16 protein-coding genes are annotated in these 15771 nt (G+C 44.0%); 5 read left to right on the top strand and 11 right to left on the bottom strand.

Annotated elements, in window-relative coordinates; translation table 11 throughout:
* Nucleotides 1-23: 23 nt before the first annotated feature.
* The 3 genes from T344_RS0122680 to T344_RS0122690 all read left to right on the top strand — a co-directional run bounded on the left by T344_RS0122680 (nt 24) and on the right by T344_RS0122690 (nt 4567).
* Complete coding sequence (locus T344_RS0122680; protein WP_027630601.1) at nt 24-1196, top strand: ABC transporter permease; 1173 nt, start codon at nt 24-26, stop codon at nt 1194-1196.
* A gap of 41 nt (nt 1197-1237) precedes the next feature.
* A complete protein-coding gene (rpiA, locus tag T344_RS0122685) occupies nt 1238-1921 on the top strand; it encodes a ribose-5-phosphate isomerase RpiA (protein ID WP_027630602.1) in 684 nt (227 codons plus the stop codon).
* Between the two features lie 96 nt (nt 1922-2017).
* The gene (locus T344_RS0122690; protein WP_027630603.1) at nt 2018-4567 is read left to right on the top strand and encodes a PEP/pyruvate-binding domain-containing protein; all 2550 of its coding nucleotides are present in this window, start codon (nt 2018-2020) and stop codon (nt 4565-4567) included.
* Nucleotides 4568-4935: 368 nt separating this feature from the next.
* On the opposite strand, the gene T344_RS0122700 is transcribed toward T344_RS0122690, so the two are convergent.
* The 11 genes from T344_RS0122700 to T344_RS0122750 all read right to left on the bottom strand — a co-directional run bounded on the left by T344_RS0122700 (nt 4936) and on the right by T344_RS0122750 (nt 12855).
* The gene (locus tag T344_RS0122700; protein WP_004630586.1) at nt 4936-5142 is read right to left on the bottom strand and encodes a DUF1657 domain-containing protein; all 207 of its coding nucleotides are present in this window, start codon (nt 5140-5142) and stop codon (nt 4936-4938) included.
* Between the two features lie 82 nt (nt 5143-5224).
* The gene (gene spoVAE / locus T344_RS0122705) at nt 5225-5578 is read right to left on the bottom strand and encodes a stage V sporulation protein AE (RefSeq protein WP_004630613.1); all 354 of its coding nucleotides are present in this window, start codon (nt 5576-5578) and stop codon (nt 5225-5227) included.
* A 32-nt stretch (nt 5579-5610) separates the two neighbouring features.
* Nucleotides 5611-6615, bottom strand: coding sequence for a stage V sporulation protein AD (gene spoVAD, locus T344_RS0122710; protein WP_027630604.1), 1005 nt, complete (start codon nt 6613-6615; stop codon nt 5611-5613).
* Complete coding sequence (gene spoVAC, locus T344_RS0122715; protein WP_027630605.1) at nt 6616-7095, bottom strand: stage V sporulation protein AC; 480 nt, start codon at nt 7093-7095, stop codon at nt 6616-6618.
* Between the two features lie 123 nt (nt 7096-7218).
* The gene (locus tag T344_RS0122720) at nt 7219-8079 is read right to left on the bottom strand and encodes a DUF421 domain-containing protein (protein ID WP_027630606.1); all 861 of its coding nucleotides are present in this window, start codon (nt 8077-8079) and stop codon (nt 7219-7221) included.
* A 34-nt stretch (nt 8080-8113) separates the two neighbouring features.
* Nucleotides 8114-8317, bottom strand: coding sequence for a DUF1657 domain-containing protein (locus tag T344_RS0122725; protein WP_027630607.1), 204 nt, complete (start codon nt 8315-8317; stop codon nt 8114-8116).
* A 247-nt stretch (nt 8318-8564) separates the two neighbouring features.
* A complete protein-coding gene (locus T344_RS0122730) occupies nt 8565-9443 on the bottom strand; it encodes a glycine betaine ABC transporter substrate-binding protein (protein ID WP_027630608.1) in 879 nt (292 codons plus the stop codon).
* Complete coding sequence (locus tag T344_RS0122735; RefSeq protein WP_027630609.1) at nt 9444-10040, bottom strand: ABC transporter permease; 597 nt, start codon at nt 10038-10040, stop codon at nt 9444-9446.
* A 2-nt stretch (nt 10041-10042) separates the two neighbouring features.
* The gene (locus tag T344_RS0122740) at nt 10043-10690 is read right to left on the bottom strand and encodes an ABC transporter permease (protein WP_027630610.1); all 648 of its coding nucleotides are present in this window, start codon (nt 10688-10690) and stop codon (nt 10043-10045) included.
* Nucleotides 10687-11808 (bottom strand): ABC transporter ATP-binding protein, encoded by a 1122-nt coding sequence (locus T344_RS0122745; protein ID WP_027630611.1) that lies wholly within the window; start codon nt 11806-11808, stop codon nt 10687-10689. Before T344_RS0122745 ends, T344_RS0122740 begins: the two co-directional genes overlap by 4 nt.
* A 417-nt stretch (nt 11809-12225) precedes the next feature.
* A complete protein-coding gene (locus T344_RS0122750; RefSeq protein ID WP_027630612.1) occupies nt 12226-12855 on the bottom strand; it encodes a GntR family transcriptional regulator in 630 nt (209 codons plus the stop codon).
* A gap of 225 nt (nt 12856-13080) precedes the next feature.
* Between T344_RS0122750 and T344_RS29105 the strand changes: the two genes are divergently transcribed.
* Nucleotides 13081-14169: a GIY-YIG nuclease family protein gene (locus T344_RS29105; protein ID WP_051572191.1), complete on the top strand. Its 1089-nt coding sequence runs from the start codon at nt 13081-13083 to the stop codon at nt 14167-14169.
* A 105-nt stretch (nt 14170-14274) separates the two neighbouring features.
* A complete protein-coding gene (locus T344_RS0122760) occupies nt 14275-15753 on the top strand; it encodes an amino acid permease (RefSeq protein ID WP_034862827.1) in 1479 nt (492 codons plus the stop codon).
* Nucleotides 15754-15771: the final 18 nt, after the last annotated feature.

Below are 15771 nucleotides of genomic sequence, written 5' to 3' on the forward strand. Positions count from 1 at the left end.
CAATGCGGCTCATGGAGGCTAATATGCTCTGGGAAAGCATTAGAATGTCCTGGGAAAATATAATCAAAAACAAACTCAGATCAATTCTGACAATGCTTGGTATTGTTATCGGTGTGGCATCCATTATTGCACTTATTACAATAGTGCAGGGGGCAACCGCAAGTATCAGCAGTGAAGTGAATTCGCTTGGAGTAAACAAAATAATGGTCAACATAACCGGGACTCCCCTGAAGTCAGGCCTCACCGGTGACGATATGGAAACAATTTCGCAATTGGGCAATATCAGCGGTGTATCTCCCACAATAGCTCTAAGAACCTCAATAGTATATAATGGAGACATAAAAGAAAAAGTTGCCGTCCAGGGAAAGAATGAGGTGTTTTTTAAAACCGATGCAAGCTTGTTAAAGTCAGGAAGAGCAATCACCCCCCTGGACATTGAGAGTAAAAACCGGGTGGCCGTGGTAGGAAGTGATATAGTCAGAGATTTATTTTATGGGGTGAATCCCATCGGAAAAGAGCTGATTGTAAACGGCACGGCTTATAAGGTTATAGGAACTCTCGCTTCCTCGAGCGGTTTCAGCATGAATTCCAGTAATGAGACTGTTATTATCCCATATACCACTGCTCTGAGAAGCCTGGGAATAAAAAGCATATCAAGTCTGGATGTTTATCTGAAGGATACAAATATGGCCGATAAGACGGTAATAGACATAAAAGGCGTACTGAGTCAGGCCTTCAATTACAGGGAGGATGCCTACACAGTATTCAACATGGGAGATATGATAGAATCCTTTCAGGAGATGATGTCCATCATGTCCATGCTGCTGGCGGGGATTGCAGCCATATCCCTTGTTGTGGGGGGGATTGGAATCATGAACATGATGCTGGTATCCATAACGGAAAGAACTACCGAAATAGGTCTCAGGAAAGCCCTGGGGGCAACACCCAACAGGATTCAGCTGCAATTTTTAATTGAATCCATTTTTCTTTCTCTTATGGGAGGCCTGATCGGTTTGATAGCAGGTGGCTTACTGGCTTATATTACGGCTGTGGTCATAGGAATAATATTTTCGATATCGGCATATACCATACTGCTTGCAGTCGGCTTCTCAGGTGCGGTAGGTATAGTTTTCGGGTATATGCCGGCCAGAAAGGCAAGCAGGCTCAATCCCATAGATGCATTAAGGAGCTTATAGCATACAGCCATTCTCAAGCATACTATGTTGGGAGGTTTTTCATGACAGAAAAGAAAAATGCAGCAATCAAGGCTGCCGAATACATTGAAGATAATATGACAGTCGGTCTGGGCACTGGTTCAACTGCATACTATGTAATTGAAAGAGTGGGGGAACTTGTCAAGCATGGATTAAATATTAAAGCCGTTGCTACCTCACTAAGCACAGCCAATATTGCTTCCGGATTTAATATTCCCCTGGTGTCTATTGATGAAGTTGAAAGAATAGATTTGGCTATTGATGGAGTCGATGAAATAGACGGCGGATTTAATGCGATAAAAGGCGGAGGAGGGGCTTTATTCAGAGAAAAAATGGTCGCAGCTCTTGCAGACAGGGTTATTTGGATTATGGACTCAAGTAAAGTAGTTGATGCTATAGGAACATTTCCGCTGCCTGTAGAGATACTTACATATGGTTATAATCATATTTTAAGAAAATTGGAGTTACTTTCGTTAAGTCCTGTTTTAAGGTTAAAATCAGATGGTCCTTTCCTGACGGATAACCATAATTATATTGTGGATTTGCACATTGGAAAGGGTTTTGATATTAAATATGTTTCGGAGCAATTAAAAGCCATACCGGGTGTACTGGAAACAGGTTTGTTTTTAAATATGTGTGACAGAATTATTGTTGGAATTAAGGATGAAGTAAAAGTAATTGAAAATCCGGGCAAGTTAAGACAATAACATGGCCAATTAACCTCCTTTATTCGCCACATTGCGATAAAGGATATAGGTTTTCATTACAGTTTTGTGGCCGCTATGCGGCTCATGGAGGTTAATATGGGTATTAATGACAGGGTAGGTACGGGACTGAAAGGATTCGACCAGATAATTGACCATCTTAGATTGGGTGATAATGTTGTATGGCAGGTAGACTCGGTATCAGACTATAAGAAACTTGTCGATCCATTTGCTGCTCAAGCCCGGTCGGATAACAGAAGGCTGGTTTACATCCGCTTCGGCACCCATGAACAATTGTTTGAGGAGAGTTCAGGGGTAAAGATTTATTTTATTGACTCAAGCAAAGGCTTTGAAAGTTTTGCAACCGAAGTACATAACCTCATCAGGAACGAGGGGAAAAAGGTATTTTATGTTTTTGACTGCCTTACCGACCTTTTAAAACACTGGTATTCGGATTTGATGATAGGCAATTTTTTCAAGGTGACCTGCCCTTATTTATATGAACTGGATACGGTGGCCTATTTTGCAATTATGCGAAATTACCATACCTACAGTACTATTGCCGGTATCCGGGAAACAACCCAGCTCCTGCTGGACTTATATCAGGTAAACAATAAATTCTATATCCACCCGCTGAAGGTGTGGCAGCGCTACTCTCCAACCATGTTTTTCCCTCACCTGATAGCAGGTCAGGAAGCTGTGAGCATCACCGCCAGTACTGAAGCCGCCGAACTGTTTTCGAGCATCAACCGTGGAGAGGACAGGCCGGATCATTGGAATATCATTTTCAACAGGGCGAAGGATGTGCTTAAACAGCCGCACCAGGAGCAGGAGGAGGCTAAAAAGCTCCTTATGTTTATGCTTATCGGCAATGAATCAAGAATGTTCGATTTGTGCAACAGATATTTTACTTTGCAGGATATACTTTTAATTGCCTCCAGAGAAGTAGGTACGGGCTTTATAGGCGGAAAAAGTGTGGGTATGCTTTTAGCGAGAAAAATTCTCGAAAAGGAAGGAAACGGCAGGTTTACTGCCTATGTGGAACCTCACGATTCCTATTATATAGGCTCGGATGTATTTTACACCTATATTGTGCAAAATGGCTGGTGGAGACTGCGAACAAAACAAAAAGCCGGAGAAGGCTATTACAAGTACGCCCCCGAACTGAAAGACAAACTGCTCCGCGGAAAATTCCCTAAAAACATTCAGGAGCAGTTTATTCAAATGCTGGAGTACTTTGGACAATCACCAATTATAGTACGTTCCAGTTCGCTGCTGGAGGATAATTTCGGAAATGCCTTTGCGGGTAAATATGAAAGTGTATTCTGTGTAAATCAGGGTACTCCGGAGGAGCGTTACGAAGCTTTTGAAGAGGCTATCCGCACAGTTTATGCCAGTACAATGAATGAGGATGCCCTTGCCTATAGAATGAACAGGGGACTGTCCGAACGCGATGAACAGATGGCCATACTGGTTCAGCGCGTTTCGGGTGACCAATACGGTGAGAACTTCTTTCCGCATATTGCCGGAGTGGGGAACTCTTCGAATCTGTATGTATGGGATCAAAATATAGATATGGATGCCGGCATGCTGCGGCTGGTATTCGGTCTCGGAACCAGGGCGGTGGACAGGACTGAAGGGGATTATCCCAGGATTGTGTGTCTTGACAACCCGCAGCGCCTTCCTCCCATGAATATTGAAGATCAAAAAAAATTCTCACAGCACAGTGTTGACGTTCTGTCACTTAAGGAAAATGTGCTTGTTGTAAAAACGCTGGAGGATATACTGTCCGGAAATATAAAGGTGGACAGGGAGCTTTTTGCAAGTCCTGACTATCAAAATGCCGCACGTCTTCGGGAACTGGGATACACCCATACAAAATTACAGCATATTTTAGACTACAAAAAATTATTTGCCCGGTCGGAATTCCATTCCGTAATGAAGGATATGCTGGCTTTGCTGTCCAAGGTTTACGATTATCCGGTAGACATTGAATACACTGCAAATTTTACAAAGGATAACCGGTTCAAGATAAATCTTCTGCAGTGTCGTCCGCTGCAGACCAGAGGCCTGGGAAAATCAGTTGACATACCGGAACTGGAGGATGAAAGGGCTTGCCTGTTTTACAGCAGGGGGAATTTTATGGGCGGTAATGTAAGGCTGCCCATCGATTACGTTGTTTTTATCAAAGCCCGGGAATATCTTGAATTAAATGAGCAGGACAAATATTCCATTGCCAGGCAGGTGGGGCAGCTGAACAGGGAACTTGCAGGCAGAAATGTGATGCTGATGGGCCCGGGGAGATGGGGAAGCACAACACCTTCTCTCGGAGTACCCGTGCATTTTACAGAGCTGTGCAATATGTCGGTCATATGTGAAGTGGCTGCCAAACAGGCAGGGCTGATGCCAGAACTGTCATATGGAAGTCACTTTTTCCAGGACCTTGTGGAAGCGGGCATTTTTTATGTGGCTTTATTTGACGGAAATAAGGATGTTATTTTTAACCCTGAAAAAATACTTGGCAGGGAAAACCTGATGATAGAGCTTTTACCTCAAAGCGGGCAGTTTTCCGGGGTGATTCATGTTGCACAAACAGAGGGAATGGAAATATTCTCAGATATCGTATCGCAGACACTTTTGTGCATTTGAAAAAAGAGACTCTTAAAAAATGAAACAAATGAAACCTATATGGAGGCTATGTAATAGTGCTCCCGTACTAACCTTCAATAAATGGAATGCTCACAAAGTACAAGCTTGAATTTGATGCGGTTCAACACAAGTGTTTTTGCTGTCGCAGAACACTCAACATCCTGTTTCGGGTTGCTGCTCAAACCGGCATCCTGCCGGTTTGCCAGCAAAAACTACTTGTGTTTCACCTGCAAATTCAGGCTTGTACTTTTATAGAGCTATTGCCATTTATTGAAGTTGTACTCGCGCACTGTCAGGATGGAATATATTGAAGCAACCATGTTTGTACAACAGCCCTTTCAGGGTCTGCACAGGTGCAGGCTCTGATCTTACTGCTGTTTGTACTGGGGTTCCTGCTGTTGGATATATTCCTCTCTTCCTTTCAGGGTTTGAAGTGCGTCGTCAAAAGTGCAGGCAAGCTGCTGAAAAGTTTTCTTGGCTTGCTCGTCCTCGGTTTCCAGTGCAAAACTTTTCATTGTTGCAGATGCACTTTCTACCGTAGCTATTGCTTTTAACATTTGAGTTCCTACAGTCATACGGATCACCTCCCTTCAACAGACGGACATAAATTCACAGGTTAGTTTGGAAAACAAACGGCCATCAGCGAAGTTGTTCAAGCTAACCTTTAGGTCTGAATATTAATGCTGCCAGAAATCCGAATATGATAGCAGCGGATATACCCGCACTGGTTACTTCGAAAATTCCTGTCAATACCCCGATAATTCCTGTAGTCTCGGCTTCCTGCAGTGCGCCTTTTACAAGCTGGTTGCCGAAACTGCATATGGGAACCGTCGCTCCTGCGCCGGCAAATTTGACAAGCGGATCATACCAGCCAAGTCCGCCCAATATGGCTCCTGATACAACAAGGGTACACATTGTATGTGCCGGGGTCAGTTTAAACCCGTCCATCAGGATTTGTCCTATTACGCATATCAATCCTCCGATAATAAATGACCAGATAAATTTTTCCAAGCTCATCAATCTCCTTATAGTTGGCTGTATAACTAGTGCATCTCAATGGCTACCCCGTGGGCAATACAGGGTATTGTTTCCTTCTGTTGGTAGGACATGGGGGAGAGCAGAGCCCCGGTGGCAACAACCAGTATTTTTTTCAGTTCGCCCCTTTTCATCCGGCTCATAAAGTGTCCGTAAGTGGTGGTGGCGGCACAGGCACATCCGCTGCCGCCTGAAAAAACCGGCTGGTCCTCCTTGTATATGAGGATACCGCAGTCTGTGAACTTCTTCTCAGGAATGTGGATTCCGTGTTTTTTCAGAAGGTCGGCCGCTATTTCATGGCCCACCCTGCCCAGATCACCTGTGGCAATCAAATCATAATGTGAGGCATCAATGTCCAGATCCCTGAAATGTGCTTCAATGGTATCCACTGCTGCCGGTGCCATTGCCGCTCCCATATTGAAGGGGTCGGAGAGGCCCATATCAACCACCCGGCCTATGGTAGCAGCTTTTACATGGGGTCCTTTGCCTTTTTGTGAGACAACTGCCGCACCTGCTCCTGTAACAGTCCATTGTGCATATGGAGGTTTTTGGGCGCCGTATTCGGTAGGGTATCTGTATTGCTTTTCAGAGGCCGCATTGTGGCTGGAGGTTGCCGCCAGGGCATTCAGTGCAAACTTGCTGTCCACCATCATTGAAGCCAGGGCAAGGCCCTCCATGGAACTGGAGCACGCACCGTAAAGGCCCAGAAAAGGAATTCCCAGCGTGCGTGCCGTAAAACTGCTGGATATTATTTGATTTATCAAATCTCCGCCCATAAAAAACTGGACATCCTCTTTCTTTAATCCGGCTTTTTTTATGGCTGTTTCACAAGCCTGCTCCATGAGCTTTTTTTCTGCTTTTTCAAAGCTCTCCTGACCAAGACACAGGTCGTCATGAAGTATATCAAAGTCTTTTGCCAGGGCCCCCTGGGCTTCAAAGGGACCTCCTACGGCAGCTGATGCCAATATGACCGGATTTGATTCAAAAACCCAGGTTTGATGTCCTTTAAGCATTTACATCCCACCTAACCATTTAATAATTACGTTTACCATAGCTACCACAAAGGCTGAAAATACTCCGTATACTATGACAGGTCCTGCAATTTTGAACATATTTCCGCCAACGCCCAGTACAAAGCCTTCGCTTTTATGCTCTATGGCAGCCGAAGCAATGGTATTTGCAAAGCCTGTAACCGGAACGGCGGTTCCTGCACCGGCCCACTGGGAGATGTGGTCATAAACTCCCAGACCTGTAAGTAAAATCGATATAAAAATCAAAACCGCTACTGTCGGATTGCCTGCAGTCTTTTCATTAAAATTGAAGAAGGTCATAAAGAACCAGTTCAGGCACTGTCCTATGGTACAGATAATCCCACCTACCAGAAACGCCTTCAGGCAGTTTTTGTATATTGGTATTTTGGGTTCTCTTGCTTTTGCGAAATCTTGATATTGCTGTTGTACGGGACTTAAGTTCTTCCTCTTTTTGTTTGACATATCAACCTCCTTAAGCCATATTATGGCTTTGAGCCGCAAGAGCGGCCACAAAACTGTAATGAAATCTCTTCGCTCCTCATCCGCTATACGGCGAATAAAGGAGGTTAATTGGCCGTATCCGTTTTAGCGCAACAGGTACGGTTCCAATTTTTCCAGCAGCTGGCGCAGTTTTTTGGCATTTCGTATATACATGGATTTGGCGTCCTTGTTTTTTGTTTCCAATGCAAAAGTCATAAGGCTCGCATGGCACTTTTCAATATTTGCGTAAATCATTTCCCTTACCCTGGGCTGGGGAAGCACTATTGAGTCATCAAACAGATCCAGGTACAGATCGCCGAAGGAATCCACCTGGCCGATGAAAACATTGTCAAGAGATACTCCCGTATTTTCAAGCTGCAATCTGAGCCATTCCCTGTTTAAGCCAAGGGACGCCAAAGGTTCATTTAAAATATTTCCGTCGAGAATAACAGTTTGCGGTTCGGTCAGCGGAGAGACCTTCCTGTTAAGGTCATGGGCGGTTACAGGCTTTTTGTCGGACTTGGGAAAGACATTTATTTCACCGGTTGTTTCCATAACTGCAAATTCCACATCGGAAAAACTGAAGATATCCTTATGCCGCAGTTCCCTCAGCAGTTCCTCCCCGGTGAGCTTCAGCTGATGAAGGTTGTCCTCCATGATCTTGCCATGCTTTATAAGTACTGTTTCCCTGCCTGAAATTAAATCATGCAGCCATTTGCTCTTTAAAGACAACAGGTCAAGTACAACCGGCACCAGAGCCCAAACTGCCAGTGAAATGACTCCAAAAGCAATATTGGTGATTACATTCACAGAGATTAAGGCTGCTATTATCGCGATTACTACGTAGCTTACCAGATTGAACGGTGTCATACGGGAGATATTCCGTTTTCCCATCAATCTTACCAATACAAGTGTCAGGATAAACATAGATATTGTTCGCAATAATATTTCAAGCCACATCTGCATATTTAACCTCCATGAGCCGTAATTTTAAAATCTGTTATTTCTTATACTGGGGTTCTTCAAACTCAAGTTCACGGATTCTGTCCTCCAGATCAATTATTACCTCTTTGGTGACCGTGAGAGCCTCGTTAAAGGCTTTCCTGGATTCTTCGTCCCGGGTTTGGGCCGAATATACCCTCAGTGAGCCCTGAACACCTTTCATTCCTGCCAGGGTTTGCTTTACCTGTGATGCTACTGTCATATATTCCTCCGACAAATTGCAAAATTTTTTATATCCTCAACACCTTTATTATTCTGTAAAAAGTCTTAAAAATTCAGAAAAAGGTAAATGTAATATTTGGATTTAGTTGATTATTGAATTTATTGAAAAGAAAAACCGCTTACCACATTAAGCGGTGAGCGGCTTTCCCAATTTTAGGATTTTAGGTTGTATGTCATTTGATTCCACTATCATAAAGTCAATTGCGGTTGAAACTTTCGCTTTCAGCCTATTGTAATTGATTTAGAAAGTCTTTGGCAACTTTTTCAATGGACTGTTTTTCATTGTCCACTTTATAATTCAGACTTTGCATTGCAGCATCATCAATTTTGCCGGCAAGTTTGTTTAAAACTTCCTCCAGTTGGGGATAACTTTCAAGAATGTCTTCTCTGACTATGGGTGCTGCATAGTACGGAGGGAAAAAGTTTTTATCGTCCTTCAGAACCTTTAAATTCAAGGCTTTTAGCTGACCGTCGGTGGTAAAGGCATCTGTCACGTCCATTTTTCCCTGGCCGACAGCCTGGTATTTCAGAGAAACGTCCATTTTTGCCGTACTCTTAAAAGTCAGGTCATAGATTTTAACAAGTCCGTCAAAGCCGTCTTCGCGGTTAAAGAATTCATGCTCGGCACCAAAAACCAAATCCCCGGAGATATTCTTAAGATCACTGATGGATTCAATTTTATTTTTCTCGGCCAGCTCCTGGGGGACGGCTAATGCGTAAGTATTGTTGAAACCCACGGGTTTGAGCCATTTTATATGAAACTGCTTTGAAAACTCAGTGCTCACGGTGTCATAAACCTTATCGGAATCCGTTTCCACAGGAAGCTTAAGCTGAGCTGTCAGCCCCGTACCCGTATATTCGGGATAAATATCTATCTGACCTTTTTTCATGGCCTCGAAGCAAACAAAGGTACCTCCCATATTGATCTTTCTTTCCACTTTGATATCGGTATTGCTCTCAATAAGCTGGGCCATTATTTCAGCGAGAATCTTATTTTCGGTAAAGTCCTTTGAGCCTATGACCACCTTTTTGCCCGAGCCGCAGCCCGTAAATACGGCTGCGGCCAGGACTATGGCAGTTGCAAGTGCTATTAACCTCTTATACATTTAGTTACCTCCTTTTTTTACCCTTTGAAATTTATTAAATAAAAATTGCGCAAGCAGCGATAATAGAACTACGGGTATTGTGCCCTTAATTATCATGCTCCAGTCCTGAGACTGGATTCCGCTGTATATGACGTACCCCAGCCCTCCAGAACCGATCAGCACTCCTATGACGGCTGTACCCAGTGCAGTTACAAAAGCTATCCGGATACCTGAGAGAATCATTGGTATGGCCAGCGGAATTTCAACCATTACCAGGGACTGAAGCTGGGACATGCCCATGCCTCTGGAAGCTTCTCTTATTGAGGGTGAGATGCCGGTAATGCCTGTAAATGTATTTCTTATAACAGGTAAAAGGGAATACAGGCATAGTCCTATGATCACCGTTGTATTTCCCAATCCGAAAATAACCATCAGCAGTGCAAGCAGGGCAAGTGTCGGTATGGTCTGAATGATATCGGCCACAGTTAAAACCAGGTTTGCTATTCCGGTTTTTTTGGAAATGAATATGCCAATAAGCAGTCCGGCTGCTGTGGCCAGTGCAACTCCTGCCGCTGTGATAAACAAGTGTTCAAGTATGGCAGTAAATAAATCCGACATAACTAAGCATCCCCCTTTATTCTCATAGGCTTTGGAGTTACCGCCCTGTGAATCAGATCTATAACAAGGCCTGCTATGATTGATAAAATTGATGCCGGAATTGCTCCTGCAAGTATCATATTTGTGTCATAACTGGACAGACCGGTCCAGATGAGATCTCCAAGACCTCCTGCACCGATCAGTGCGGCCAGTGTGGCCCAACTGATGATATATACAACCGAAAGCCGGATTCCGGCCACTATGGCAGGCAAGCCCAGAGGTATCTCGACCTTGAAAAGGATCTGGCTTTGTGACATGCCTATGCCCCGTGCCGCTTCTATATACAGAATGTCGATCTCCTTGATTCCGGTATAAGTATTCTGAATAATAGGGAGTATGGCATAGGCCACCAGAACAATGACCGCCGGCTTGCTCCCCAGCCCGAATAACATGAGTCCCATACCCAGCATTACAAGGCCCGGAATGGTCTGAATGATGCCGGCGACTGCGAGTACCGCCTTTGCCGCTCTGTCATGCCTTGTGAGAATAATACCTGTTGGTATTGCAATTAAAACAGCTATCAGGATGGACAGGGAGGACAGCTGTACGTGCATCTTCAGTGCCTCCAATACATCATTGCCATTCTGCCTTAGGTATTCTGCAAAACTCATCTGCCATCGCCTCCCCATAAAGCCCGGGCCATGGATTTTATCATTCCGGAACGTGTGACAATGCCTATTACTTTGTTGGAATTATCAACTACAACAAGATAGCCCGATTTGGTGCCCAGAAGTGTATCAAAGGCGTCTTTGGCACTGTCGGAATATAAAACCGTACCGACACCGGCATCTACCAGTCTTTCCACCGTATCTCCCGCTTTTCCGCACTTGACGATGGCTTCTGCCGTCAGAACACCTTCGTAAATCCCATTTTGGTCGGTCACAATCAGACTGTCGATACCCTTGCTGTTCATCAGGGAAACGCATTCCAGGGTGCGCTTGTTTTTAGTGACAGTGACAGGATTGGTTTTCATGATTTCCATTACTGTCATTTCACTGTTTTCGGGTACATTGTGCATTCCGATAAAGCTCCTGACAAAGTCGTTTGCAGGATTTTTCAAAATCTCTTCGGGGGGAGCCACCTGAACGATATTCCCCTTGTCCATAAAGACTATCACATCAGCCATTTTTACCGCTTCCGACATATCATGGGTCACAAAAACAAAAGTTTTATTAAGGGTTTTATGAAGCTTTTTTACTTCATCCTGCAAGCTATCCCTTGTGATGGGGTCAAGTGCACCAAAGGGTTCATCCATTAAAATCAGGGAGGGTTCGGCCGCAAGTGCCCGGAGTACACCGATCCTTTGCTGCTGCCCGCCCGACAGCTGAGAGGGGTATTTGCCGGCATAAATTTCGGGCTTGAGGTCGACCATCTCCATTAATTCAAGTGCCCGCTTGCGGCTTTTTTCCTTCGGCCACTTAAGCAGTTTGGGTACGACTTCCACATTATCAAGGATGGTCATATTGGGAAACAGGCCGATTTGTTGAATTACATAACCTATATTCCTTCTTAGCTCCACCGGATTCATTTCTTCTATGTTGCTGCCGTTTACAAATATCTGCCCCGATGTGGGTTCTATAAGCCTGTTGATCATTTTTAAGGTAGTGGTTTTACCGCATCCCGATGTGCCGATGAGAACGACAAATTGCCCATCCTGTATTTCAAGATTTATGGAATTTACTACTGTATTATTGCTGTATTTTTTTAATACATTTATTAAATTAACCATAAGGTCCTCCTTTTGACAAAGTTATAAACACTATTACTATACATAATATACAAATAAGATGCCCGACAATTCCAGTACAAGTTGGAGGTTGTTGCTTTGACCATAAAATCTGTTCCAATTCAAGTTTTCCGGTTTAAATCATTAAGTAAAAAGTGAATATTAAATTAGTTTTTATCCGTGTTATTTTAAGTGATGATACCTTATAAAGAATATTTGATTGTAAATTTGTTACAGACAACTTATCAATATAATTAAGTTGTCACTCGCTATTTTATTCTAATGCCGGCCATCTGTCAAGTTTTATAAAAAGGGAAAATAAAAAAGACAATGCCGGAAGCCGCTGGAGCGTCTGCATTGCCTGTGAAAAGCAGCCCGGAAATAATGGGATGTTTTCACTGTTTGGTTATTTAAATATTTTCAGTTGATCCCATTTATAAAGGCATTAAATCGTTCTATTACATTTTCATCGCCAACTATCAGAATCTTATCGCTTTGAACAAATTCATAATAGGGGCCGGGTGATATGATAATGCTTTTTTCCTGGATAACGCCTATTATGGTCGCTCCGGTATTATGCCAGACTTCCAGTGCACCGATACTTTTGCCGATAACGGGAGAGCTGCTTGGAAGCGGGATTTCTACAGGGGTTATCAAATCTGACCGCTTGTATTTGTACAGGTCTATGATTTGTTTTGTAAGGGAGGAGATTTCCTCATCCATGGACCTGCGCCTGTCAAGCATCTGAGACAATTTCATTCTCAGTTCCGCAACACTTTCATCATCCTTGAAATTTTTCAGGAATTGTATGGCGTTCTCTTTGGAGGACACCACTATACCGCTGCCCAGAGCTATTTCAACAACTTTTTTGTCGGACAGTATGGACATGGCTCTTCTTATGGTTTCAGGCGACACATTGTATTCGGTCGATAAAACAGACCTGCCTTTCAGCTTCTCTCCCTGCTGTATGTCACCTGACGCTATGCGGGCCGAAATATCGACCGCTATTTTTAAATACCGGGGAATGGTAATTTGCTCTGTGCCTATCATATTAAGCTCCTTAAGCTCAAAGTATACTTTTTGAAAATTATTTTTTCCTAAGGTCAATTACTACCGGTTGAAAGCTTAATTCGCCTGGAAGGCGAAGACTTTAAAACGTAATTGACTTTGGTAAATTGATTATAGCATGTTTGATTAACAGTATCAAATACAGTTATTCAGTATGATATAATAAAGCTGTTAAGGTTCAAAATCTGATTTTTACAAGGAAAAATTATGGAGCTGAAAGAAGCTGTAAAAACACTTCCGAAACAACCGGGTATTTACCTGATGAAAAATTCACAGGGCATGGTAATTTACGTGGGCAAGGCAAAGAATCTGAAAGCCAGGGTTTCTCAATATTTTCAGAACAGTAAAAGCCATTCACAGAGAATAGCAGAGATGATCCAGCAGATAGATAATTTCGAGTATATTACCGTTGACACCGAGCTTGAGGCCTTTCTTCTGGAGTGCAAAACCATCAAGGAGCTGAGGCCTCCCTATAACAAACTGTTAAAGAACTATCTGAATTATAAATACATAAAGCTTGACATAAGCAAGGCATATCCCATTCCTGAAATCGTGACAGGGAAGAAAGGGGATGGAGCTTTGTATTTTGGACCCTTTACCAGTCAGAGCTCAGTTGAAAATGCAGTGCTTTTTTTAAAGGACCACTTCGGAATACGGAAATGCAACGGCAGGTCGGTCAGAAACACTCCGTCAGGCTGCCTTAACCTGCAGCTTGGAACCTGCTCCGGCCCCTGTACCGGAAAGGATGTACAGGAACAGTACGCCCGACAGATCGGGAAAATTGTCAGCCTGCTTCAGGGAAAGGACCAGGAGCCGGTAAGACTTTTGAAATCAAAAATGCTGACTGCTGCAGAAAGGCTTGAGTTTGAAAAGGCCGCAGCCTGCAGAGAGCAGCTGAAAGGCATCAGACACGTATTGTACAAACAAAAGATAATAAAGATTTCGGCATATGGGAGAAACATTATCGCTGCCGAGAAATATGGGGATAATGCTGTTAAACTGTTTTTCATCAAAGGAAACCGGCTGCTGCAGAAAGAGGTAATCCTCCTGGCGGAGTGCAGTACTGCGGTACTGGAGGAAAAGCTGAAAAAACTCTCGGCGGCCTGCTTTAAGAATCACAAGGGGCTTGAAAGCACCTTGAGCCAGGAAGAAATCGATGAAGCCCATATAATTTATACATATCTGAAGAAAAGCAGCAACGGAATCATCAGAGCCAACATTCCGGCATCCAGGATTGAGACTCTCAATTATGGAAGGATTTCAGGAATGATAATGGAACAGCACAACAGCCGGTGACGTTTTAGATGCTGCAGACCACTAGAATCTTTTTCATGATTTTAGGAATAATATTTTTATACTATTATTTCAATACCGCCTTTGCGGTGAAAACGGAGAAAAATTATGGAAAAGACAAAAAAAGGGCTGTCACCCCTGCATCTCACTATGATGGCGCTGGGAACGGTTATAGGAGGTTCTTTTTTTCTTGGTTCATCTGTAGCAATTGAAGCCGCAGGGCCGTCTATCATCATATCTTATATTTTGGGCGGGGCTTTGGTCTATATCATATTGTTTGCTTTTTCCGAGCTGACTGTGGCCAACCCTGATTCAGGTTCCTTCAGGACCTTTGCCGCCCAGGCTTTCGGCCCGGCCGCCGGTTTTACGGTGGGATGGGTGTATTGGACGGGGATGGTGCTTGCCATGTCCAGCGAGGCCACAGCAGTATCAATTCTCATTCGCGAATGGGTGCCCAATGTATCGATTTCAATCCTTGGCAGCAGCATAATAATCGGGGTCACACTGCTTAACATGCTGGGAGCCGATAAGCTCAGCAAATTGGAAAGCGGACTTGCAGCCGTAAAAATTTTTGCAATAGCGGCATTTATACTCCTTGCATTATTATTGATTGCAGGCCTGATTCCCGGAACAGCCTCCATCGGAGCGGGAGAAATAACCAGGGAGCCGTTGATGCCGGGCGGAATACGGGGAATAGCCGGAAGCATGCTTATAGTGATATTTTCGTATGCGGGTTTTGAAATCATCGGTCTGGCCGCCTCTGAGGCCGACAATCCAAGAAAAACAGTTCCAAAAGCAATCAGTTATACAGTCATAAGTCTGGTTGTATTTTATATTGTTTCAGTTGCAGTGCTGCTCCCTCTTGTACCTACGGCAGCACTGAATGAGAATGTCAGCCCCATGGTGGCGGCGCTGAACAGGTGGGGGATGGGCTGGGCCGGAACCGCCATCAATTTTGTTTTGATAACGGCAATACTCTCTACAATGCTGGCTGCAATGTTCGGCCTGGGGCGGATGATGCGTTCCCTGGCAAAGGAGGGGCATGCGCCCGGCTGGCTCAAGGATGAAAGAGATGTCCCATACCGCGGAATCCTGTTTTCAGGCTTTGCCATGCTTGCCGGGCTGGGTGTGGGTATGCTGCTTCCAAGAGTGTATTTGTTTCTTGTGAGCTCGGGCGGTTTTGCTCTTCTGTTTACCTATGCAGTTATCATGGCAACGCATATAAGGCTGCGGAAAAGGCAGGGCTGCCCGCCGGACGGCAAGTGTCAGATGCCGGGATATCCTGCGACTTCGTGGATTGCACTCATAAGTCTCATAGTCATTATTTTCAGTATGCCGTTTATCCCGGGGCAGGCCTCCGGACTGATAGCAGGAATTATAATGATTGTATCCTATGTCCTGATATATATATCCGTAAAAATAGTTTTTGTCCGGCGCCGAAACGGGCTGTTTATTGAAGCCCATGAAGAGAAAGAGCTGAAAACACGTCTATCTACCGAGTTTTCGAAGGAATTGACCGAAGATATAGAAAGGAAGAAGCAAAAGGAGCATGACGGGAAGGATGAGAATAAAGATGACAGGGAATAAATTGCCGGAAAAGTTTTC

This window comes from Ruminiclostridium cellobioparum DSM 1351 = ATCC 15832, assembly GCF_000621505.1.
In the GTDB taxonomy this organism is placed as follows: Bacteria; Bacillota; Clostridia; order Acetivibrionales; family DSM-1351; genus Ruminiclostridium; species Ruminiclostridium cellobioparum.

Bases quoted from the DNA above. Each gene is read 5' to 3' on its own strand.
- T344_RS0122680 (WP_027630601.1), top strand. From the start codon at position 24: ATGCTCTGGGAAAGCATTAGAATGTCCTGGGAAAATATAATCAAAAAC.
- rpiA (WP_027630602.1), top strand. From the start codon at position 1,238: ATGACAGAAAAGAAAAATGCAGCAATCAAGGCTGCCGAATACATTGAA.
- T344_RS0122690 (WP_027630603.1), top strand. From the start codon at position 2,018: ATGGGTATTAATGACAGGGTAGGTACGGGACTGAAAGGATTCGACCAG.
- T344_RS0122700 (WP_004630586.1), bottom strand. From the start codon at position 5,142: ATGACTGTAGGAACTCAAATGTTAAAAGCAATAGCTACGGTAGAAAGT.
- spoVAD (WP_027630604.1), bottom strand. From the start codon at position 6,615: ATGCTTAAAGGACATCAAACCTGGGTTTTTGAATCAAATCCGGTCATA.
- spoVAC (WP_027630605.1), bottom strand. From the start codon at position 7,095: ATGTCAAACAAAAAGAGGAAGAACTTAAGTCCCGTACAACAGCAATAT.
- T344_RS0122720 (WP_027630606.1), bottom strand. From the start codon at position 8,079: ATGCAGATGTGGCTTGAAATATTATTGCGAACAATATCTATGTTTATC.
- T344_RS0122725 (WP_027630607.1), bottom strand. From the start codon at position 8,317: ATGACAGTAGCATCACAGGTAAAGCAAACCCTGGCAGGAATGAAAGGT.
- T344_RS0122730 (WP_027630608.1), bottom strand. From the start codon at position 9,443: ATGTATAAGAGGTTAATAGCACTTGCAACTGCCATAGTCCTGGCCGCA.
- T344_RS0122735 (WP_027630609.1), bottom strand. From the start codon at position 10,040: ATGTCGGATTTATTTACTGCCATACTTGAACACTTGTTTATCACAGCG.
- T344_RS0122740 (WP_027630610.1), bottom strand. From the start codon at position 10,690: ATGAGTTTTGCAGAATACCTAAGGCAGAATGGCAATGATGTATTGGAG.
- T344_RS0122745 (WP_027630611.1), bottom strand. From the start codon at position 11,808: ATGGTTAATTTAATAAATGTATTAAAAAAATACAGCAATAATACAGTA.
- T344_RS0122750 (WP_027630612.1), bottom strand. From the start codon at position 12,855: ATGATAGGCACAGAGCAAATTACCATTCCCCGGTATTTAAAAATAGCG.
- T344_RS29105 (WP_051572191.1), top strand. From the start codon at position 13,081: ATGGAGCTGAAAGAAGCTGTAAAAACACTTCCGAAACAACCGGGTATT.
- T344_RS0122760 (WP_034862827.1), top strand. From the start codon at position 14,275: ATGGAAAAGACAAAAAAAGGGCTGTCACCCCTGCATCTCACTATGATG.